This window comes from Clostridioides sp. ZZV15-6383, assembly GCF_020657735.1.
GTDB lineage: Bacteria > Bacillota > Clostridia > Peptostreptococcales > Peptostreptococcaceae > Clostridioides > Clostridioides difficile_D.
Genome location: NZ_JAGWCV010000058.1, coordinates 1 through 22,633, shown reverse-complemented (window position 1 = coordinate 22,633; position 22,633 = coordinate 1). Strand labels below are relative to the sequence as shown.

Genomic DNA, 22,633 nt, shown 5'->3' with positions numbered 1-22,633 from the left:
ATTTAGAATTATTTGTAAAAAGGAGATTATCTTTTTTATTAGACAATCCCCTTGTATGTTTTTTATTAATATTTATCTATGATTAACCATTAATTGTATTTTATGATGTTCAAATTTTAATATTATATATTTCGATTTTATTTAGGGGAACAATTATTTATGTGCTATAAGAACACTAATTTGAGTGAACTTGTTCTATAATCAAATTTACAAAATATGCTATTCTACAAAGTATGAATCAAAAGGTAAAAAACACTAAAAATAACAAATCAACATCAATTTCAGCCAATATATAAAACTTACATCAAATATACATAAAAACTAATATAACTATTATTCTAAAAACTAATACCTACATCCTTATACATTATATCATATTTCAATAAATAAATTGCATAAAAGAAAATCTTTTAATAGAATTAAACTGTTTATTAATTCATTGCTATAAGTTCTACAAATTATAAGTACTCATTTTAATATCTATACTGTATTTCCTTTAATATTGATATAACTAATTAAAATAGATATAATAAAATGAAACAAATATTTATAGAATTTTATAAATATTCTTTATTTTAAAGAGGTGATTATATTTGAAAAAAGACATATCAAGAAAAGAAATCTTAAAAGAAAGTTTTCTGGCATCAATCCCAATATTTCTAGGATATATTCCATTAGGACTTATTTGTGGTATTATGCTTCAAAAGGCTGGTTTATCTGCATTTTATATATTAATGATGTCACTCATGGTATTTGCAGGTAGTTCACAATTTGTAGCAGCTTCAATGCTTGCTTCAAATGGAAGTATTACTTCAATAGTACTAACCACATTTATATTGAATCTTCGCAACTTCTTAATGAGCTCTAATTTACATATGAATATAAAAAATAAAAACATGAAGTTTTTAATGTATTTTTGTCATGGTGTTACAGATGAAACATTTGCTATAAACTTAGAAAAATATACTTATGGAAATTGGACAGACAGACACGCATTATACTTAAATAATCTTTGTGTAATAGTATGGGCTGGCAGTTGTTTCTTAGGAGCATTTCTTGGAGAAATTGTTAGTATAAGTGACTCTGTTGCTGGCTTTCTACTTACAGCAATGTTTATTACATTAGCAGTTAATCAAATTAAAAATAAAGTATATATACTAGTTTCAATACTATCTATACTATTATCAATAATTTTATATACTTTATTTAAAAGCAGCTTAGTTATCATAATAGCATCTATTTTCTCTGCTTTATTTGGCTTTTATATACAAAAATTAAACCACAAAAAGGAGGAAATCTATGAATACTAATTATATAATTCTAGTCATTCTAGGTATGACAGTTGTTACTTATATCCCAAGAATTTTACCAATGATAATACTTTCAAAAAATGATATGCCTGATTCTATTAAAGACATCATGAAGTTTATACCTATCGCTATACTTAGTTCACTAATAGCAAAGGATATTTTTTTTAATGGAGATAGTCTATATCTGTCAATCACTAATCCCAAAATTATATCAGGAATAATAGTATTATTAGTAGCTTATAAATTTAAGTCTATTGCTGTATCAATATCTGTAGGTGCAATATCTATATGTTTTTTTGGAGTCATATTTTAAAATTTAATATGCAATTAATATACAGTAAATAAACTAAAACAATGTATAATACTGTATATAAAAATCAATTATAATATACTAATAATTAAGCTATTATAATAATGTACTCTACATATGAAACAATATCAAAAATCTATAAGCTACTATTTTACATAATAAAAACTGTCTTAATATAGATAATTCTTTATATACTAAGACAGTTTTTAAGCAATAGCCCTGTGATGACATTAAATATTTTTTACGATATTTTTATTTACCTTTTTAAAATTAATACATTATATCACATAACAAGCTTGTTAGTGCTGTTTTTAAATCTTTAAGTCTATACTTACTTATAGGTATAAATTTTTCATTAATAGTAATCATATTATCCCCAATATCTTCTATCCTTCTTAAATTGACAATAAAACTTGTGTGACATCTAAAAAAGCCATTTTCACACAGTAATTTTTCTGCCTGTTTCATGCTCATATTTGCTTTATAATCTCTACCTAATGTATGTACAACTAAATCTCTCTTTACAGTTTCAACGTACAAAATAGAATCTATCAATATTCTGTTAAATCCTTTTTTACTGTTTAAAACTATATAACGCTCCTTCTTTCTTTGAAGGTTATCAATACAAAGATTTACACCCATTGCAAAGTTGCTATACTCTATAGGTTTCACTAAATACCTATAAGCACGTACTTCATAACCTTGGGGGGCATACTCTGAAAAAGCTGTTGTAAATATAATTTCTACTTTTTCATCAAACTTTCTTATTTTTTTAGCCACCTCAATTCCATTGACATCTTTCATTTGTATATCTAAAAAGATAATGTCAATTTTTTCTGGGTATTTGGATATTAAATCTTCTCCACAAGAGAATTCCAGTATTTGATAATTTAGACATCTTTCAGACAAAAGTTTTTCTGTAAATTCTTTTAGTATGCTTCTTTGTATTTTTTCGTCATCACATATAACTACCCTGAACATAATATCACCTCCAAATCTAAAATATCATTTAGTTTACTTTATTTCAATTTCCAAACTGTACTTGATAACTTTTATATTTAAATTTCTTTATAAATTTAAATTGTCGATTAAACTACTTATATCAATTACCTTTAATATTTAAACTTAAATCACGATAAATTCATATACTTTTCTAGACATATTATATAAAAAAACATAGTAAAATAAATGTAATATGTATTTATTATCCTATATTAAATATCATAATATATCAAATTTTTATTACTTATAAATTTTAAAATATAAAATTTATATATTCATCAAATAAGATAAAAATATAACACATCTGTAAAGAATTATAACATCATACTTATCTATATATAAAGAAAAACATACAAAAAGTACAGAATATATACTTTTTGTATGTTTCTATTCTTATATTTATTTTATTTTAGATTCTAAATTTGTTAGTCTTTCCTCAACAGATTTAATCATTTCTTCAAATTTTTCTTTTTTCGCTTTTTCTTGTTCAATTAAACTTTCAGGAGCTTTTGCTAAGAAACCTTGATTTGCAAGTTTTCCATTAACTCTCTTTATTTCTCCCTCTAACTTTTTCTTTTCTTTCGATAATCTCTCAATTTCTTTTTCAAAATCAACTAATTCATTAAGAGGTATAAATATTTCTACACCATCAATAACTACTCCAACTGCATCTTCTGGAACACTAGATTTATCTTTTACTATCTCTACATTTGAAGCAGATGCTAAAGTTATAAAATAATCCTTACCAAACTCAATAGCTTCTATCTTTTCTTCACTTGGTATTATTATTACTTTAGCTTTCTTAGAAGGTGGTACATTCATTTCTGCTCTTACATTTCTTATACTTCTTATACCTTCCATCAATAAGTTCATCATCTCTTCTTCTTTAGCCATGTTATCTTCTTCATTATATTTTGGCCATTCAGATACTATTATACATCCTTCAACAGTAGGAAGATAAGTGTATATTTCCTCTGTTATAAATGGCATATATGGATGTAATAATTTTAATATCTTTTCAAGAACATAAGTTAATGTATATAATGCTGCAGACTTAGCATTTGTATCTTCTCCATATAATCTAGGTTTAACCATTTCAATATACCAATCACAGTATTCTGACCAAGTGAAATCATAAATCTTTTGAAGTGCTATTCCTAAATCAAATTTATCCATATTATTAGTTGCTTCTTTTACAATATTGTTTGCTCTTGATATTATCCATTTATCAGCTAGAGTTAAGCTATTTTTAACACTTTCTCTAGTTATATCTTTAATTATGTCTTCATCAATATTCATAAATACAAATCTTGATGCATTCCACAATTTATTGGCAAAGTTTCTAGCAAATTCTACTCTTTCCATATAGAATCTCATATCATTTCCTGGGGAATTTCCAGTTGTTAATGTAAATCTTAATGCATCAGCTCCATATTGCTCGATTATCTCTAATGGGTCAATACCATTTCCTAAAGATTTACTCATTTTTCTACCTTGAGAATCTCTTACCAATCCATGAACTAAAACATGTTCAAATGGCTTTTCATTCATACAGAACATACCTGCAAATGCCATTCTAACTACCCAGAAGAATATTATATCATATCCTGTAACAAGTACACTTGTTGGATAATAGTAGTCTAAAGCTTCAGTCTTATTTGGCCATCCTAGAGTAGAGAAAGGCCATAATGCAGAACTAAACCAAGTATCTAGTGCATCTTCATCCTGTTTAAAATGAGTACTTCCACATTTAGGACATTTTTCTGGCATTTTTCTGGCAACTACTATTTCTCCACACTCTTGACAATAGTAAGCTGGTATTTGATGACCCCACCACAATTGTCTTGATATACACCAATCTCTTATATTTTCTAACCATTGTAAATAAGTTTTGTCAAATTTTTCTGGAACAAATTCTAGTTCTCCCTTTTTAAGAATATCTATAGCTGGTTTTGCAAGTTCTTTCATCTTAACAAACCATTGTTCTGATAATCTAGGCTCAACCACTGTATGGCATCTATAACACGTTCCTACATTATGATTATGCTCTTTTATCTTAATTAGATAACCTTGCTCTTTTAGGTCTGCTACGATAGCTTTTCTACACTCAAATCTATCCATACCTTCGTATTTTCCACAAACTTCATTCATAGTTCCATCTTCATTCATAGTATTTAACTGTTCAAGGTTATGTCTTAATCCTACTTCAAAATCATTAGGGTCATGTGCCGGAGTCATCTTAACTGCACCAGTTCCAAACTCTAAATCAACATAGCTATCTGCAACTATTGGAAGTTCTCTTCCTACTAATGGAAGTATTGCTGTTTTTCCTATTAAGTGTTTATATCTATCATCTTCTGGATTTACTGCTATACCAGTATCCCCTATCATTGTCTCAGGTCTAGTTGTAGCTATCTCTAAAAAGTCTTCACTATCTTTCAATGGGTATTTTATATGATAAAAGTTTCCGTCATGTTCTTCATGTTCAACTTCTGCATCTGATAGAGTAGTTTTACAATCCGGGCACCAGTTTATTATTCTGTTACCTCTATATATGTGACCTTTTTCATATAAACTTACAAAGAATTCTATAACTGCCTCATTGCACCCTTCGTCCATAGTGAATCTTTCTTTATCCCAATCACAAGAATCTCCTAATTGTTTAAGCTGGTTAGATATTTTTCCTCCAAATTCATCTTTCCACTCCCATGCTCTCTTTAAAAATTCTTCTCGACCTATTTCATACTTTGTCTTACCTTCTTGTTTTTTTATTCTTTCAACAACTTTAACTTCAGTTGCTATAGAAGCATGGTCAGTTCCTGGAAGCCAAAAAGCTTCATATCCATCCATACGTTTCCATCTGATTAGTATATCTTGAAGTGTATGGTCAAGAGCATGCCCCATATGCAATTGCCCAGTTATATTTGGGGGTGGCATCATTATTGTAAATGGTTTTTTGTCTGGATTTGGTTTAGATTTAAAATACCCTTCATCCATCCATTTTTTATATAGCCTAGCTTCAAAATCTTTTGGATTATAAGTTTTTGATAAGTTCGTATTTTCCATTGTCTTTCCTCCTGTATTTTTATAAATAAATTTTTCAAATATCTTTAGAAATAAAAAGAGCTCTTCATCCTCTTTAAAAAGGACGAAAAGCTCGCGTTACCACCTTAATTCCAAAGCTTAAAAATACATTAACATATAATAAAATCATTAGTTAATGTTATCTTATAAACTCTGACTCTCAAAGAATTTAACGGTTCTAACCGTCTAAACTTACTAATAGTTCAGTTTAGAAACTCCAAAGCTACGTTCAGTAAACCTTATACTTAGAAAATCTTACAGCCAGTGAATTTTCCTCTCTTTTAGTAGTATTTACTTACTCCTCTTCTTCTCAGTCTTTAATATTACATATTATTATATACAAATATTATTCTCTTTGTCAATTATTTTTATTTTATTTTTTCTGAATTTTCTTAATTATATTTTTATATTTTGTATTGTTGTTATTTTTTATACTATTTTTTAAAATTACTTTATCTCATATTGTCAATAATTCTGCAATCACTTTATTTAAATTTTAATACCTTCTTATTAATTTTATATTATATTCTCTTTACACGATACTTTCATATTCTATTTTATAAATTATATTTTATTTTATAAATAATTTACTTTATTTTATACAATATTTAAATTTATTATAAGTTTTCTCTCCAGAAATTTTTAGGTGTTATATTCTCTGTAATTGGTAATATTGTATATCCTCTCTCTTTTAAGATTCTTATAATGTTGTTTAAAGCATTTAAACTTTGCTCTTTCTCATGAATTAATACTACTAATTCATCTCTTTTTCTTCCATAATATAATATATTACTAACTATTTGACTTGTAGAAGATTTCCAATCTTGTGTATCTAAATTCCAATCCCAAATTAAATAATCATTTGCCATGAGCTTATTATATGAACCTTCTGGCATATATGGCTTACTTCCATATGGCAATCTTATTAATTTTGAACTCTGACCAGTTATATCTTGTAACGTTTTATTACATATATTGAATTCCCCAACTGTTACCTCTGGGCTTTTATATAGCTTATGTATATCATGGCTTACACTATGAAAACCTATTGAATGTTTCTCTTCCAAGACTCTCTTTACTTCTTCCTCATAGTTTTTCATATTTTGATTAAGCATGAAAAATGTCGCTTTAACATCATTTTCTTTTAAAATATCAAGTAACGCATTTGTATATTTTGATGGACCATCATCTATTGTTATGTACGCTACTTTTTCAGAAGTAGCTCCTGGACCTTTTGTTTCCTCTTGAGATGCTTTATATATGATTTCCCCTAAAGTATTGTTTTGGGAAAGTAATTCTAGTGTATTTTCACCTTCTGTACTGATATTTTTAACTGGAACATTATTAATTTTTTCTTCTAGTAATGTTCCAGTTAAAATTAAAACAGCTATAAGGAATATCCTTATAATTACATGAAAAACTGCCTTATTATCTTTAATTTTCATCCCCCATATCTCCCTTTTATAAAAGAATAAGTTTAAAACTTAAAAAGTTATTTTTTATACTTATTCTCTTTCTTATTACTTTTTATATCTCTACTAAATATTTTTTTAACTTTTTCTTCTTCTTTTTCTCCTAGAGATTCTACTCTCTTAATTCCTAAAGAAGTTAAAAATTGTAATACATTTAAATTATCAAATGGAGTTTCCATATTTGTACTTTCACTATATTCATCAACATTCTTAGTACCTTCTTCTACACTTAAAATACGCTTTGGACCTCCTACACAGCCCCCTACACACCCCATTCCTTCTATGAAGGTAGCTTCTATCTCCTTATTTAGAACTTTCTTTAGACCGTCCATACACTCTTTTGTTCCTTCAAATGCTTTTTCTTCAAATTTTATGTTTCTGTCAATTCTTCTAACTGATAACTTAACTGCTTTACTTACACCTCCTGTTCTAGCATAAACTCTACCTGAAAGGGATGCCTCTACTCTATTACTCTCATCCATTATTGCTGGATTTAACTCTAATGCATCAAATATTTCTTGTAGCTCTTTAAATGTAAGCACAAAATCAACTGCATCCTTTATATCTTCTAACATTGCCTCTTTCTTTTTTGCCATACAAGGACCTATGAATACAACTTTAGCATCTGGATTTAAAATTTTTACAGCTCTCCCACAAGCAATCATAGGGGAAACAGATGGTGATACATTATCTAATATTTGAGGAAAACTATTTTGTATTAAGCTTACCCAAATAGGGCAACAACAACTAGTTATAAAGCACCCTTCTTCGTCCTTTTTCATATGTTCATAATAATCATATGCTTCTTTTGCAGTAAGCATATCTGCTGCCAAAGCAACTTCTATCATATCTTCAAATCCTATCTTTTTTAATGCAGTTCTTAATTTACCAGGGCTTACATCTTTTCCAAACTGCCCTATAAAAGCTGGTGCAACTATTGCATATACAGGACTCTTTATATCTTTTAATAACTTTATCATTGGTATAAATTCTATTTTATCTGATATTGCACCTAACTTACATCTTGATACACAACTACCACAAGCACTACATACATCTTCTTCATTACAATTAATATGCTTACTTCTTACCTTACATGACTCATCTTCCTTATTATTTTCATCACAATATTTGCAAGCATCTGATATTATAGATATTATTGGTCTTTTGACTTCATCCAAATTTACAGCTTCATGTAGTGCATCTTTTAGATTTTTATCTGTATCTCCTGTAACATCCAATCCCATAGTTACCCTAATTAGATTTATCATAGTATCTTTATCAAATTTTTCACTAAAATGATTAGGTAAATTATTATTTAAATCTTCATTTAAAATTTTATTAGGTAAGTTTTCAATATCCTCTATATCATCATTCCACACTGCCTTTACAAGTTCACCAAAAAGCTTCATCTTATATATTTCTAATATTTTAGAATTATCATTTCTAGTATCCATAAAAAATAGTACCTCCATAAATTAAACTTATATATGTTTAATATTTACAAAGATACTATTTTTTATTTATTTTATTTATTGACTATTCTTAATATGATTTATTTAACTTTCTCAACAACTCTATTTCAATCATTATTTTCATTAAATGATAGTTGAATACAGGACTTTTTTCTTCATCTATATTCCAATCTAGCTTATCCACATTATATGTTTTCTTAAGGTATTTATATGTATGCTCCTTCAAATAAAGTTTATTTTCAAGTAACTCTATAGACTGCATATGAAAATGTATTTCTCTACATATCCTTAAGGCATTTTCAATTTTTTCTATATTAGTCTCACTCAAACTATAATCCAACTCATCAATAAGTTTTGAATATATTTCTTCCAATTTTTCTACTTCTTCTTCAAATTTCTCTACATTTAAATTTTCTTTTCTAAGTATTTTATCTTCAATAAGTAACATTGAAAGTTCTTCTATCTTTTTAAACTCATCTATAACACTATTTAGATAATTTGGTCTAGCAACATAATAATTAACAAGTACTCCAAACAAAACACCTACAGATGTATCTAATACCCTATGTAATGAATAATACACAGGGTCACTATTGCCTACACCTAGATGTATAGCCAGAAAGGTTACACAAGCAACAACCACTGACTTTATTTTAAACAGATTGCATAAATATATTGAGCACATTACTCCTAGACCACATAAAAATGGGTCTCCAGCTTTAATGATGGCAAATATGAATCCTATTATACCACCTAAAATAGTACCTTCCACTCTATTGATTCCCGTCTTTAAAGAACCTTTTACTGTATCTTGAACAGAAATTATACATGCTACTAGAGAATAAAACATATTCTCAACTAAATAGTCACCAAGAAGCATACATAAAGTAACACTAATCCCTGTTTTTATAGTCCTCATACCCATCTTTTGAAGTTTCAAAGTTCCACCTCCTAAAAAGCACTTTATATAAAATACGCATCCTCATATTTAATATGTTCCTAGTATATCACAATTTTTTTAATTTACCCATCAATCATACTTTTTTATCAATTACTTCTTAATTTAGACAATAAAAAAACTGCTTTAAAGCAGTTTTTTATCCTATCTCAACCATTTTACCTTCAATTGCAAAAATTATCTTTTCACATACATTTGTTATATGGTCTCCGATTCGCTCAAGGTATCTTCCTATAAGTAGAAGTTTTACCCCTTGGTCTATAGTATTTGAATTTTCATGCATTATTTTTAAACAATCAATTTGTACTTGTTCATACAAACCATCTACAATATCATCTTTAGTTCCAACATCATAGGCTATACTTGCATCAAATGAGATTAAAGCTTCTCTAGTTTGAGACATCATAGACTTACATTCTTTTGCCATTTTAGGAATATCTATCAACTCTTTTATATAAGCTTCTCCTCCTATTTTCAGCATTTCTCTAGCTATATTTGCTGCATAATCTCCTATTCTCTCTAACTCTATTGATATATTACCCAATGAATAGATAAATCTTAAGTCCCTTGCCATTGGTTGCTTTAATACTATTAGCTCTATACTCTTATCTCTTATTTCTTCTCTTAATTTATTTATTTCTTCATCATCTTCTACTACTTTTCTTGCACCCTCTAAATCCTTCTCTATCATACAAGTTACAGACTTCTCTATTGCTTCTTCACATTTTTCCATCATAAGTACTGTTTGTTCCTTTAAAGTATCAATACTTATATCTAAACTATTATTGACCATTGTCTAACTCCTTTATAGTTATATATTTTAACCAAATCTACCTGTTATATAGTCTTCTGTTCTTTTATCTACAGGAGTAGTGAACATAGTTTTAGTATCACTAAATTCTATAACCTCTCCATTTAAGAAAAAAGCTGTTTCATCTGATATACGAGCAGCCTGTTGCATATTGTGTGTAACTATGACTATTGTGTAGTCTTTTTTTAAATCCTCTATAAGTTCCTCTACTTTTAATGTTGAAATTGGGTCTAAAGCAGATGTAGGTTCATCCATAAGAATAACTTCTGGTCTCATAGCAATTGCTCTTGCTATACATATACGCTGTTGTTGCCCACCAGAAAGTCCTAATGCAGATGATTTAAGCCTGTCTTTAACCTCATCCCAAATAGCTGCACCTTTTAAGCTTTCTTCTACAATTTTATCTAATTGCTTCTTATCTCTTAGCCCATGTGTACGAGGACCATATGCCACATTATCATATATACTCATCGGGAATGGATTTGGCTTTTGAAATACCATTCCTACTTTAGTACGAAGATTTATAACATCATCTGAAGTATATATGTCCTCTCCATCAACAGAAATGTTTCCTTTAATTGTTACATCTTCGATTAGGTCATTCATTCTATTTAACGTTCTTATAAAAGTTGATTTTCCGCATCCAGATGGACCTATTAAAGCAGTAACCTTATTCTCTTTTATATCCATATTTATTTTCTTTAATGCTTGCTTATCAGCATAAAATAAATCCAAATCCTTTACACTCATTTTTATCTTATCGATTAATTCCATTATTCACACCTCTTAAATTTAATAATTAGCTTTATTTAATTTCTTAGCAACAAATCTTGCTAGCATGTTTAGTGCTAATACAATTACTATTAAAACAATTCCTATACTGGCTGCTGTTGCTATATCTCCACTCTCTTTAGTCAGTAAGTATGAGTGTACAGTTAATGTTCTTGCACTATCAAATATTCCACCTGGCATCTTAGCTACAGTACCTGCTGTAAGCAATATTGCAGCTGATTCTCCAATTATACGACCAATTGATAATATTACTCCAGATAAGATTCCTGGTATTGCACTTGGAAGTACTACATTATATAATGTTTGAAATTTTGTAGCTCCTAATGCTAATGATGATTCTCTATACCCTTGAGGAACTGTTTTTAAAGCCTCTTCTGTTGTACGAATTATTACTGGTAATATTATTATTGCAACTGTAAGTGAACCTGCAACTATGGAATATCCCATTTTTAATGTAACTACAAAGAAAATTCCTCCAAATAACCCATATACTATAGATGGTATCCCTGATAAACTTTCAGTTGCAAATCTTATAGCTGTAACTGCTTTTCCTTTTTTAGCATATTCTTGTAAATATATAGCAGCTAATATTCCTATAGGAGTTGCTACAACTATAGAAACTACTACTGTGTATAATGTTGTAATTATCATTGGAAGTATACCACCATCACCTGATGCTGAATAATTGCTAAATAAGAAATTAAAATTCATATTTCCAATTCCCTTTATAAATATAAATCCCACTATAACTACTAATGATACTATTGTAAATAGTGCTGATATATATACTAATGACTTCAATAGATTCTCTTTGAACTTTCTCATCTTAATTTACCGCCTTATTTGAAAGTTTATTTAAAACTAAGTTTAAAATTAATATAAATGTAAACAATACTACTCCAGTTGCAAACAGCATTTCTTGATGTGTACCAAATGCGTATCCCATTTCAAGTGCTATATTAGTTGTAAGTGGTCTTACACTATCTGTTATTGCAGTTGGCATAACTGGTGAGTTTCCTGCAACAAGTATTACTGCCATTGTTTCACCTAAAGCTCTTCCTACTCCTAACACTACTGCAGCTAATACTCCAGATTTCGCAGCAGGTAATACAACTTTGAATATTGTTTCTATTTTTGATGCGCCAAGTGCTAATGAACCTTCTTTGTATGCTTTTGGTACTGCTCTTATTGCTGTTTCTGATACAGATATTATTGTCGGTAACATCATTACCGCTAGTACTATTACTATTGCTAACAAACTTTGACCTTTTGGAAGATTAAATATACTTTGTATAGTTGGAACTATCACTGCAAGACCAAATACACCATATAATACTGAAGGTATACCTGCTAAAAGTTCAACTGCTGGTGACATTATTTTTGCTAATCTTTTAGGTGCTACTTCTGCTATAAATACAGAGGTTAATATACCAACAGGTACTCCTATTACAAGTGCTCCAAGTGTCGCAAATATTGATGCTACTATCATAGATGATATTCCAAATTTATTGGCAGAAGGAACCCAATCTGCACCAGTTAAAAAGTCTATAAATGAATATCCTTCAAATACAAATGGTCTTAGTCCTTTATAAAATACGAATCCTATTATCAAAAGTAAACTTGCAACTGCTACTAAAGCACTAAGTAGAAAAATATTTTTTGCTACTTTTTCAATTACGTATTTTGTCTTATTGCCATTATTGTCATTTTTTTCTAAACCTACTAATCTAGATTTTACTATCATAATACCCTCCATTAAAATATACTTATCGATTTTCGTTATGTATTCAAAATTTAATTTTTTATAATTCGTCTTCATCAAATTTCCTGTACTTTTATTCTACTTTTTTTAAGTTAAATCTATATTAGGATTAAGTTAAGCAAGTGTAAAATTATATTCACTTTTTTAACATTAATTTTACTTTTAAAACTATATTTGACATTTACTTTACATATAATGGTGTTTCGTCATATTAAAATAGCAGATATAGGTAATAATACAATTTATGTATAATTTATTACCTATATCTGCTATTAAGATTTGTTAACTAAATTTAACTTTTATACTACATATATAATTATTGCATCCTCTAGTTTATATTATTATTTCCATCAAATTGTTATGATACTTGATGTTTGCAATAGGTACGAATAGCCAAAAATATAAAAATAGGTATTTCTACCACTGAGAAAAACAGTATAATGTATGGCGTCCAAAAACTCATACCTCCTAATTGCAAGAAATTAAATGATGTCAGTTGATATAATAAACTAATCTTAAAACCAATTCCCCCTGGTGGTAGTAGGTATCCAATCCAACTAACACCTACACCCATAGGAATTAAACAAATAGAAAAAGCAATCAGCATAGAAGTAAGAGAATTCTTACATTTTGCAGATAAAAATAATGTTAAACTAACCATTGCAAGTATTGAAATTAGACCACTAATAGCTATAAGAATCTGTGCTTGTAGTAAATTTATATTTACTAGACTAATGACAGAAAACAACATTTGAAATGAGGTTTTCAAACATTCAGTACCAAAAGCTAAATCAGAAATTGCCAAATGGATAGAAATACATACAACAAACATTACTATAAATATAGAAAATAGAGCTAATATTTTAGTAAACGCTAGACTAGTATGTCCATGTTTCGTACAGCGAAGGATGCTATCTGATTGTGTCTGATATTCATCAGAAAAAGTAGGTGCAGCAATTGCAACACATATAATTAATAATATAAAAATATAAAATATTATATAATCAAAAGCATCTTTAGAATAACCTGGGTATATCTCAAATGGAGTATCTACTTTGCTATAAAGCTCTTGAACCTGCATCTGTGCATTAGGAGTTTGTTGTTCAATCTTCATAATATCATTTAAATGAGTTTTGCATTGTTCATAAAAAGAATCTAAATCATTTGTATTTATTTCTGATAATTCTGTTGCAAATCCTGTTTCTGAATTAGCAAATGCTTCAGGAAGTCTATTCAGCAATGGGCGAATTGGTAAAATTCTTTTAGAGTAAACATCTAGTGGAAAATCTTCACTACCTACTTTACCATACTTTTCTTCTGTTTTTTTCCATATATTTAAAGCATGTTTTAATTTTTTTGGTGTTACAACTCCACTACTAATTTCACTGTTATTAGCATAAATTGTTTTTTTATATTCAATAGCATCTAAACCACTCAATTCAACTACTTTGCCATTATCATCTAAATAATTAATACCCTCATAAGTAATTGGAAGAAAAGCCATCAATGCAGATAAAACCAATGCCAACAATAATAAAATTAATGTACGACGTGAGTGCAACACTCGTTTAATTTCCAAATAAAAAATACGCATTTATTTCCCCTCCTTACTATAAACTGCTTCTGGAAATAACCATAAATATAAATCTTCTAATCGTGGTTCAACAGCAATAGAGTTATCAATTTGTGACTTTTCTGCCAAGTAACGAATAGATACTTGATTGTTTTTTTCACTACGCTGATTGATTATACGTAAATTCATTTCATATTTTGAAATATCTCTATTTGATATAAGACATTCCCATACTTTACCCTCTACTTTCTTAACCAGTTTATCGGTTGTTCCCACATCAAGAATTTTTCCACTTTTCATAATAGCATTTTGAGTTGATATGTACTCAATATCAGATACAATATGAGTAGATATTAGGACGATACGATTATGAGAAAATTCTGAAATAAAATTACGAAATTTCACTCGCTCACCAGGGTCAAGTCCTGCTGTTGGTTCATCCATTATAAGGATTTTAGGGTCATTTAACATAGCTTGTGCTATTCCCACTCTTCGTTTCATCCCACCAGATAATTTAATAATCTTTTTATTTTTCACATCAGATAATGTAAGAATTTCCAACAAATTACTAATTTTTCCTTTTACTTCTCTTGGTGGTACATCTTTCAATGCTGCTATATATTCTAAATAATCTTTTACAGAAAAATCCTGTGAGAAACCAAATTCTTGTGGTAAAAATCCTAGTAAATTTCTGTACTCAGCACCCATTGTATAAATATTTTTGCCATTATACATAATTTTGCCATTGGTAGGTTTCATAATGTCTGTAATGATTCTCATCAAGGTAGTTTTACCTGCTCCGTTCGCTCCTAAAAATCCCCACACACCTGGTGTTAAGGTAAGGCAAACATCCTCTACAGCAATTTTATCCTTAAATTTTTTTGTCACATGTTCAATTTTTAATTCCATATTTGAAACTCCTCTCTTTATCTACTTACCTGCAAAAACAAAAGTGCCTTGCTCAGTATTTATTTTACTAAACAAAGACACTCATAGTTTTAATATTAAATAGATAATTTCTTAAGAAAATCCTAATATTTGATTTATATTTTACTAAGTAGGTGCAGGAAGCGATACAGTAAATGTTGTGGCCTCATCTTTACTTTGAACAGTAATATCACCACCATGTAAATTTATAATTTCCTTAGCTATAGAAAGCCCTAAACCTGCACCACCCATATCGGATTTTCGGGCTTCATCTAAACGATTGAATTTTTCAAATATAGCATAAAGTTGTTCTTCTGGAATTGTCTGTCCATAATTTCTAAAAGCAATATCTACCTTGCTGTCTTTATGAACTGCTGAGATAATAATTTCTGTATTAGGATAGCTGTAAGCAATAGCATTTTTTAAGATGTTGTTAAACACTCTTGCAAGTTTTTCAGAATCTGCTTTTATTGTTAAACTTTCATTTGCTTTTAGAATGGCTCTATTTCCTTTTTCAGATAACAATAGGTAAAATTCATCCTTTAACTGGAGTAACATATAATATAGGTCTACTTTTTCGTAATTAATTTTGATTTGATTAGAATTATATCGTGTTATTTCAAAAAGTTCATTGATAAGTTTTTCCAAATATTGTGCTTTGTTAAGTGCAATTTCAGTATACTTAGATTTTTGAGAATTATCCATATTAGGTATTTCTTTTAATAAGCTCAAATATCCAATAACTGAAGTAAGTGGTGTCCTTATATCATGTGCTAGATACATCACAAGGTTATTCTTTTTGTTTTCAGCCTCTTTCACTGCTTGTTGACTTAACAAAACAGACATCTTAATTTGGTTCATTTGTTGTTCTATTTCCTTTAATGGCTTAGATAGTTCAACTAATTCATCATTTTGTTGATAAATAGTATGTGTTGCATTGATGATTTCTCTTAAATAATTCCATGGTTTTTTCCAATAAAAATTGAAAATAGTGATATATCCAATTATAAAAAACAAAAAAAATAATACATCTCTTCTCAACTTAATCCATTTAATAAGAGGATTTGAAAAATTTGAAAATGTATAATCAGCCATAAACATTAAAACCAATACTATACCTGTATAGATAGCTAACATTACATATAATTTATACTTTAAATACACCTCTGTATTTTTTTCTCTTTTTATAAATTTATATTTATCTCTTAGTTTCCTATAAGTAAAATTATTAATCTTTTTCATAATACTACATCCCTTCTTGACAAGAAAAATAGGTGTCAAATCTTGTAACCAACACCCCAAATTGTTTTTATATATTTTGCTTCATCTACAGTATCACCTAATTTTTCACGAAGATGGCGAATATGAACTGTTATAGTATTGTTACTTTTATTGTAATATTCATCTTTCCAGATAGCATGAAAAAGATTTTCTGAATTTACCACAGAACCTTTATTCTTTAATAATACATGTAGAATAGAAAACTCTGTTGGAGTAAGTGAAAGAGCTTTACCATTTAAATGACATTCATACGTTTGGGTATTCAATTCCAGACCTAAAAAAGAAAAAATATGTGAAAGTTCTTCACCAGACTGTAAACTTCCACTGTACTTCTTATACCTTCTAAGTTGTGCCTTCACTCTAGCAACAAGTTCCAAAGGTCGGAAAGGTTTAGTAACATAATCATCTGCACCTAAGGTTAGACCTGTAATCTTGTCTGTTTCTTCATCCTTGGCTGTTAACATAATAATTGGATAAGTATATTTTTCTCGAATTTTTTGACACAAAGAAAAACCATTTATCCCTGGCAACATAACGTCTAAAATTGCAAGGTCAAATTCATCTAAATTAATGCAGTTTAGTGCATCAAGACCAGAATAAAATTTATAAACAGTATAGTTTTCATTTGTAAGATAAACTTCTATTAAATCAGCAATATCACGTTCGTCATCTACAACTAAAATTTTTCCACTCATAGACTTTAAACATCCTTTCTATATATATTTATATATATTATACTAAATTTAATTCTTTTTATATAATTTTTTGCATTAGAATTTATTAAGAAATTCTTAATCTTATTAGATAATAAAACTGACTGTAATTTAACTTACAAAGTCTAGAAGAATAGGCTTTATCAATTAAATTATAGTCAGCTATTTTATAATAATTTAGTTTAGATATCGTTAACATCTCATGTTTCTAACATTTATTAATGATATTAATATATTTATTATTCCTTATTAAAATAGCATTCTTTATCTTTTTATGTAATTATTTATTGATATTTCAATACTTTAAAATCAAAACCTAAAACTTATGTCAGTTAAATGTCAGTAAAATATTTTATCCACAATTTTTACATAAGTTTCCCACAACTTATCCCCAATATTATCCACAAAAGGTAGCTACTATTGAGTGCTACCTTTTAATATATTCCTATTCTTCATCTTCTTGCCAACTTCTTATCCATTCTTCTAAAGCATCTAGTTTATCATTACTTATCTCTTCTTTATCATGCAGTTTTGAAATTAAATTTGAAATAGGATTATTATGTAAACCTCCAAAGAGTTTTTTAGTTTCTGATTTTAAGTATTCTTTTTCTTTTATTAATATTGTATAATGTGTGTGTGTGTTTACCTATTTTTTGAGAAGCTAAAAAACCTCTTTTAGTCAACCTTAATAAAAGTGTTAGTGTTGTAGTTTGTTTCCACTTATATTCTTTTTCCATTTCTTCTGCAACATCTTTAGATATTACAGTTTTATAACCAGAATTCCACATATATTGTATAATCTTGAATTCTGAATCTGGTAATTTTTTATTTAGCATAATATTCACCTTTCTTTCTATTATACAAAATTATTTGTTCCCTATTTTCTGCATGCTTTCTATAAATACTTTTATTTGTTCTTCTGTCATTTCTTCTTTTCTATGTATAGTTGTAAACACTCGTGTAAAAAAATTATAAAATTTACTTATATCTCTTTCTTCTTTTCTAGCATTTAAATATTCTTTTTTAGTTACTAATACTTCATAGCTAAACTGAAAACCTATCTTCTTCTTTTTTAATGTTTTCATCTTTACCAATCTTTTTAAAAGAATTTCTGTAGTACTTTTCCTCCACTTATATCTCTTTTTCATTGCTTCTATTATTTCTTTTTTAGATAAAATAGACTTTTTATTCCACAAATACTCCATTAGCATTAATTCGCCCCTACGTAGTTTGTCTATTACATCTCTCTGTTCCATTTTATGTCACTTCCCTAAATTAAGTTTAATTTAAGTTAATAATAGAACCTCCTAATTTCAAATGATACAGGTAATTTTTACCATATGTTCTACATATTTAGTCTATTTTTTTAGATGTAAAATAAATTTCATATTGTTAAGATATTGTTAAATTTTTCAATTTTCAAACAATCTTGTTGAATAATAACTAATTCCATTGTATTATTGTAGTTGTAGAATAAAACTAAATCGGCAAAACTAGAGAAATTTAGTGACGCAAAGCTATAGGGACTAAGATTTATAAAATTCTTATAAATTATGTCAGCCAGTTGCCAAAAAGATATTGTTCTTTTTGTTTTTATGAAAGTTTTTTAGGGGGATAATAATATATATGTTTGGAAATAAAATGGATAGATGTACACATGTATTGACTGCTTATATTAGCAGTTCGTATGATTATTGTAATTTTTTAGATACACAGTTAGATGATTTTATATTAGAGTACGGAGAAAATGTAGTAGAGTCTTGTTTACACCAAGTGATGATATTGGTAAGTAAGTATAATTAGATAGACATTGATTTCTAGAGAATCCTTTTTAGTTTTATCTACATTTATATTAATATATAGTAATACAAAACTCTTAAATATATTTTTAACATTAAAAATAACCAAAAATATTAACTAAAAAATATAATTAAGTAGACATTTCTATTAATCTATGATACAATAGTATTTGTGGTGATACACAAGTAAATCAAGTATATCTTGATACAGGTTAATAGGAGTATTTTTAATGAATAATGGAATAGTGAAATGGTTTAATAATGAAAAAGGATTTGGTTTTATATCAATAGAAGGTGGAGATGATGTATTTGCTCATTTCTCAGCTATACAAACTTCAGGATTTAAATCATTAGAAGAAGGTCAACAAGTAAGCTTTGATATAGTTAAAGGTGCTAGAGGTCCTCAAGCAGAAAATATAACTATATTATAATATATAGATTTTTCGGGAAAGACTCTTTTGAGGGTCTTTTTTTATTGTTAGTATATATAAAGATAATTATCGACGAATCAGATAATAATGAAAAAAGCAATTCCACTCATGAGAATGCTTAGTTGTAGCTATAGAAGTGTATTAGTGGTACACTTCTATTTTTTTATTATATCATAAGTATTTAATTCTTTCTTTAATTGTATTAATATATTTATTGACATAGTTTAAATATATTAAAATATGAAGGATAAAATATTATAACATGTAAATTATGTAGTCAAGAAAAACCATTAAAAGATAGTTATATAATACCAAAGTTCATTTACAGATATATAAAAAAGAATCCCCCAACAAAAAGAGTTAGAAGTAATATGGATGTAAATAAACCAATGCAGGATGGAGAACATAAGCCATTTCCATGTTGTGATTGCGAGGATATGTTTAGTAAATTTGAAGATTACTTTAAAAGAGAAGTATTTCAAAAAGCTACTAAAAATAAACTTAATCCAATTGAATTAAATGAAAAAATTTTCAATTTTTCCGTTTCAGTAATTTGGAGAACTTTGAAAGACCGAATTGTATCTAATTATAAACTAGATGAATTACATCCCTATGAAATAGAAAAGATGAATACTTTTTTAAATGACTGTCAGAAATATTTCATGATAAATGATTTGTCCCTATTAGACTCATATAACTTCCATATAATTCCTACCACTAATAAGATGGTAGACTTACATAAAATTCCAGATGACAATTCCATAATTTTAGAGGTATAGATGCTTTGTTTTTAGCATACTCAAAAAAAAATAGAAGGGCATGACCATCTTAGATGAAGAAACTATTACTTACTCTGATTTAGTAATTCATATTTTAAGAAATATTCGCGCAAATCTTGATGAAGCATCAAAACAAAGTATCATAAAAAAATAACTGAAAACAACAAGAAAAAATAATCTTCTTAGCCAAACAAAAATATAAATACACATAATTATAATAGTTTTGTTTGGCAACTTTTATTATTCTGTTGAATAATTATTTAAATAAACAATTCTTTTATCTACCTATTAATAAAATCTAACGCTTTGTATAGTGTATCAAATCTATCATTACCCTTTATCATTGTATAATGTTCTTTTGTTATAGAACTTATCTTATTACATGCTCCACCACCTACGACATAAAGATTTTGCGTCTGACCTGGTACATAGTCTTTTATATCACATATCAGTATTTTTCCATCATTATAACCCCAACCAACAATAGTTGCAGGGATTTTATCAACTTCTCCATCATAAACGATTGCATGTTTGTACATCTGTTTAACTCCTTCGTTATCTATTTTTTTATTTAATATACCCTCAGCAATCAACTTTGCAACTGTATTTTTATTTTTAATGTAATAATCTGTATCTGCTTTACTATCCACAAAGCACACTTCTATTAATATTGCTGGTGCTTTTGTATGACTAAGCCAGTAAAGCCCTCTTACGTCCGATTTTTCACCTCTATTTTTAAATATTGTTGCTAATTTAGTATTTACTCTTTCAGCATATACCTTACCATTGTTAGTTTTATAAATTGTCTCTGTACCCATAGGATTTAGAGTTGTTTTATTTGCGTTGAAATGGATTTGTACTGCTAGGTCTACATCTTGTTTATTTGCTATTTGACATTGCTCTGCTAAGTAGTTATTAGACTTATCTATTTTTCCAGCATATACAGTAGCTCCACCTTGTTTCAACCATTTAACAATTAAATCAGTTAAAATTCTGTTTTCTTTTCCTTCATCTTAGTACTATTTTCATTTGCTAGGTATCACCAACTTTTGTCCTTTTTTAATCACATTAGGATTTTTACCAATGACTTTTTTATTTTCGGGTATATTGTAAATCTCTGGCCACCTTGAACCCTTACCTAAAAGATTTTTAGCTATCTTATATAATGTATCACTTGCTTTAACAGTATATATTTTAGTAGTGGTTTTATTGTTAGGTCTATTATCTTTTAAATCTGTTTTAGTATTACTTTTAGTTTCTTTTTTTAATGTCTCTATCTTTAGTTCTCTGTAAGTTCTAAATGTTATATCAATGTCTCTATCTTCTTCTCTTCCTGCTGTTTGAGTATTGCTAAAACTAGATATTGTAACTAATCCATTGTAACCAAAACCAGTTATAATAAGTCTTAAAGGCTCAGCTTGGTCTACCCATTTTTCAAGCATTGCCACTACTTCGATTGGATTTTTTAACTCGCTGTATCTGCAATAAGAAGCGTCATACTGAAAAGGCAGAAATGTTTTAAATGATATTTCTCTTATCTTCTCTCCTTCTTTTTTAAGGTCAAATTCACCTAAATTTACTATATCTACAGTTTCAAACCTTTTTTCTTTTTCATTTTTTAAATAAATGTATATTACCAAGTTATCACTTCCTTTCTAAAGTATTTTTTAACATTACACCGCAGTTTTCTTACCATAAATTTACTTCCTTTGATTTTTTGTATAAAAAAACACCTACTCATTCGTAAGTGCTTTCCTCTATTTTATTTAAACAATGAAATTTGAGTAAAAAATATCTACTCATTTATAAATATTTTATAAATTAATAGTTTCATAATCAAGTTTTTATTATTTTTTTATAAAAATTTTCACTTTTTTATTGACTATAAACAATATTTTTTCTAATTTGTGGTATAATAAAAGCAAGAAGAACTACAATCTATTTGAAACTAGAGTGGAGTTCGTAATTTAATACTTATTTGAACTTATGGAACTTTATTTTAAAATCAAGTTCCCAACCACTCTTAGTTGTGAACTGAGACCTTTATATCGGACAGTTAAAAAACCACGGAGTGATTATGAAACCATAAGATGATTCTTGTAATGTACAGGAGTCATCTTTTTTAATCCCCATTGTTTTCTTTTATTATTATAA

The 22,633-nt window shown here is 27.9% G+C and carries 23 protein-coding genes, 1 pseudogene, 1 riboswitch and 1 other annotated feature; of the genes and pseudogenes, 5 read left to right on the top strand and 19 right to left on the bottom strand.

The window, feature by feature from the left end; all coding sequences use genetic code 11:
* The first annotated feature begins 593 nt into the window (after positions 1-593).
* The gene (locus KGF42_RS16200) at positions 594-1,310 is read left to right on the top strand and encodes an AzlC family ABC transporter permease (protein ID WP_227822809.1); all 717 of its coding nucleotides are present in this window, start codon (positions 594-596) and stop codon (positions 1,308-1,310) included.
* Positions 1,300-1,623, top strand: coding sequence for an AzlD domain-containing protein (locus KGF42_RS16195; RefSeq protein ID WP_227822810.1), 324 nt, complete (start codon positions 1,300-1,302; stop codon positions 1,621-1,623). The genes KGF42_RS16200 and KGF42_RS16195 overlap by 11 nt, the downstream gene beginning before the upstream one ends.
* 267 nt (positions 1,624-1,890) lie before the next feature.
* On the opposite strand, the gene rgaR is transcribed toward KGF42_RS16195, so the two are convergent.
* From rgaR to KGF42_RS16120, 16 genes are all read right to left on the bottom strand, one after another.
* Positions 1,891-2,601, bottom strand: coding sequence for a two-component system response regulator RgaR (rgaR, locus tag KGF42_RS16190; protein ID WP_227822811.1), 711 nt, complete (start codon positions 2,599-2,601; stop codon positions 1,891-1,893).
* Between the two features lie 420 nt (positions 2,602-3,021).
* Positions 3,022-5,688, bottom strand: coding sequence for a valine--tRNA ligase (locus KGF42_RS16185; protein WP_227826684.1), 2,667 nt, complete (start codon positions 5,686-5,688; stop codon positions 3,022-3,024).
* A gap of 75 nt (positions 5,689-5,763) precedes the next feature.
* Positions 5,764-6,027: a binding site (T-box leader), on the bottom strand.
* Between the two features lie 296 nt (positions 6,028-6,323).
* Positions 6,324-7,151: a polysaccharide deacetylase family protein gene (locus KGF42_RS16180; protein WP_227822813.1), complete on the bottom strand. Its 828-nt coding sequence runs from the start codon at positions 7,149-7,151 to the stop codon at positions 6,324-6,326.
* Between the two features lie 47 nt (positions 7,152-7,198).
* Entirely contained in the window at positions 7,199-8,635 is a 1,437-nt protein-coding gene (locus tag KGF42_RS16175; RefSeq protein WP_054275165.1) for a [Fe-Fe] hydrogenase large subunit C-terminal domain-containing protein, read from the bottom strand.
* Between the two features lie 88 nt (positions 8,636-8,723).
* A complete protein-coding gene (locus tag KGF42_RS16170) occupies positions 8,724-9,593 on the bottom strand; it encodes an FUSC family protein (protein WP_054275166.1) in 870 nt (289 codons plus the stop codon).
* 157 nt (positions 9,594-9,750) lie between these two features.
* Entirely contained in the window at positions 9,751-10,404 is a 654-nt protein-coding gene (phoU, locus tag KGF42_RS16165; RefSeq protein ID WP_227822815.1) for a phosphate signaling complex protein PhoU, read from the bottom strand.
* A gap of 27 nt (positions 10,405-10,431) precedes the next feature.
* Positions 10,432-11,196: a phosphate ABC transporter ATP-binding protein PstB gene (gene pstB / locus KGF42_RS16160; protein WP_227822816.1), complete on the bottom strand. Its 765-nt coding sequence runs from the start codon at positions 11,194-11,196 to the stop codon at positions 10,432-10,434.
* Between the two features lie 18 nt (positions 11,197-11,214).
* Positions 11,215-12,039 carry a phosphate ABC transporter permease PstA gene (gene pstA, locus KGF42_RS16155; RefSeq protein WP_227822817.1) on the bottom strand — a complete coding sequence of 275 codons (825 nt, stop codon included), beginning with the start codon at positions 12,037-12,039 and terminating at the stop codon, positions 11,215-11,217.
* Position 12,040: 1 nt separating this feature from the next.
* Positions 12,041-12,958: a phosphate ABC transporter permease subunit PstC gene (gene pstC / locus KGF42_RS16150; protein WP_054275168.1), complete on the bottom strand. Its 918-nt coding sequence runs from the start codon at positions 12,956-12,958 to the stop codon at positions 12,041-12,043.
* A gap of 376 nt (positions 12,959-13,334) precedes the next feature.
* Positions 13,335-14,570, bottom strand: coding sequence for an ABC transporter permease (locus KGF42_RS16145; RefSeq protein WP_227826683.1), 1,236 nt, complete (start codon positions 14,568-14,570; stop codon positions 13,335-13,337).
* A complete protein-coding gene (locus KGF42_RS16140) occupies positions 14,571-15,458 on the bottom strand; it encodes an ABC transporter ATP-binding protein (RefSeq protein WP_227822819.1) in 888 nt (295 codons plus the stop codon).
* Between the two features lie 144 nt (positions 15,459-15,602).
* Positions 15,603-16,718, bottom strand: coding sequence for a sensor histidine kinase (locus KGF42_RS16135; RefSeq protein WP_227822820.1), 1,116 nt, complete (start codon positions 16,716-16,718; stop codon positions 15,603-15,605).
* Positions 16,719-16,753: 35 nt separating this feature from the next.
* Positions 16,754-17,452: a VanR-ABDEGLN family response regulator transcription factor gene (gene vanR, locus KGF42_RS16130; protein WP_227822821.1), complete on the bottom strand. Its 699-nt coding sequence runs from the start codon at positions 17,450-17,452 to the stop codon at positions 16,754-16,756.
* A gap of 463 nt (positions 17,453-17,915) precedes the next feature.
* Positions 17,916-18,086: a hypothetical protein gene (locus KGF42_RS20250; protein WP_311315313.1), complete on the bottom strand. Its 171-nt coding sequence runs from the start codon at positions 18,084-18,086 to the stop codon at positions 17,916-17,918.
* Positions 18,052-18,306, bottom strand: coding sequence for a BlaI/MecI/CopY family transcriptional regulator (locus tag KGF42_RS16125; protein ID WP_311315312.1), 255 nt, complete (start codon positions 18,304-18,306; stop codon positions 18,052-18,054). The genes KGF42_RS20250 and KGF42_RS16125 overlap by 35 nt, the downstream gene beginning before the upstream one ends.
* Positions 18,307-18,336: 30 nt before the next feature.
* Positions 18,337-18,726, bottom strand: a complete 390-nt coding sequence (locus KGF42_RS16120) for a BlaI/MecI/CopY family transcriptional regulator (protein WP_227826682.1) — start codon at positions 18,724-18,726, stop codon at positions 18,337-18,339.
* A 220-nt stretch (positions 18,727-18,946) separates the two neighbouring features.
* A riboswitch (cyclic di-GMP riboswitch) is annotated at positions 18,947-19,042 on the top strand.
* Positions 19,043-19,096: 54 nt separating this feature from the next.
* On the opposite strand from KGF42_RS16120, the gene KGF42_RS16115 reads away from it, so the two are divergent.
* The 3 genes from KGF42_RS16115 (at position 19,097) to KGF42_RS16105 (ending at position 20,479) form a co-directional block, all read left to right on the top strand.
* Positions 19,097-19,273 (top strand): hypothetical protein, encoded by a 177-nt coding sequence (locus KGF42_RS16115; RefSeq protein WP_227826681.1) that lies wholly within the window; start codon positions 19,097-19,099, stop codon positions 19,271-19,273.
* 226 nt (positions 19,274-19,499) lie between these two features.
* Complete coding sequence (locus tag KGF42_RS16110; protein WP_021384215.1) at positions 19,500-19,700, top strand: cold-shock protein; 201 nt, start codon at positions 19,500-19,502, stop codon at positions 19,698-19,700.
* A 371-nt stretch (positions 19,701-20,071) separates the two neighbouring features.
* Positions 20,072-20,479: a hypothetical protein gene (locus KGF42_RS16105; protein ID WP_227823565.1), complete on the top strand. Its 408-nt coding sequence runs from the start codon at positions 20,072-20,074 to the stop codon at positions 20,477-20,479.
* A gap of 281 nt (positions 20,480-20,760) precedes the next feature.
* On the opposite strand, the pseudogene KGF42_RS16100 reads toward KGF42_RS16105, so the two are convergent.
* The 3 genes and pseudogenes from KGF42_RS16100 to KGF42_RS20555 all read right to left on the bottom strand — a co-directional run.
* Positions 20,761-21,492, bottom strand: a pseudogene (locus KGF42_RS16100) (N-acetylmuramoyl-L-alanine amidase); the annotation flags it as partial.
* A 12-nt stretch (positions 21,493-21,504) separates the two neighbouring features.
* Positions 21,505-22,119: a LysM peptidoglycan-binding domain-containing protein gene (locus KGF42_RS16095; RefSeq protein ID WP_227826680.1), complete on the bottom strand. Its 615-nt coding sequence runs from the start codon at positions 22,117-22,119 to the stop codon at positions 21,505-21,507.
* Positions 22,120-22,554: 435 nt separating this feature from the next.
* Positions 22,555-22,633: IS3 family transposase (locus KGF42_RS20555; RefSeq protein ID WP_227826685.1), on the bottom strand; the 79-nt coding region annotated here is incomplete at its 5' end.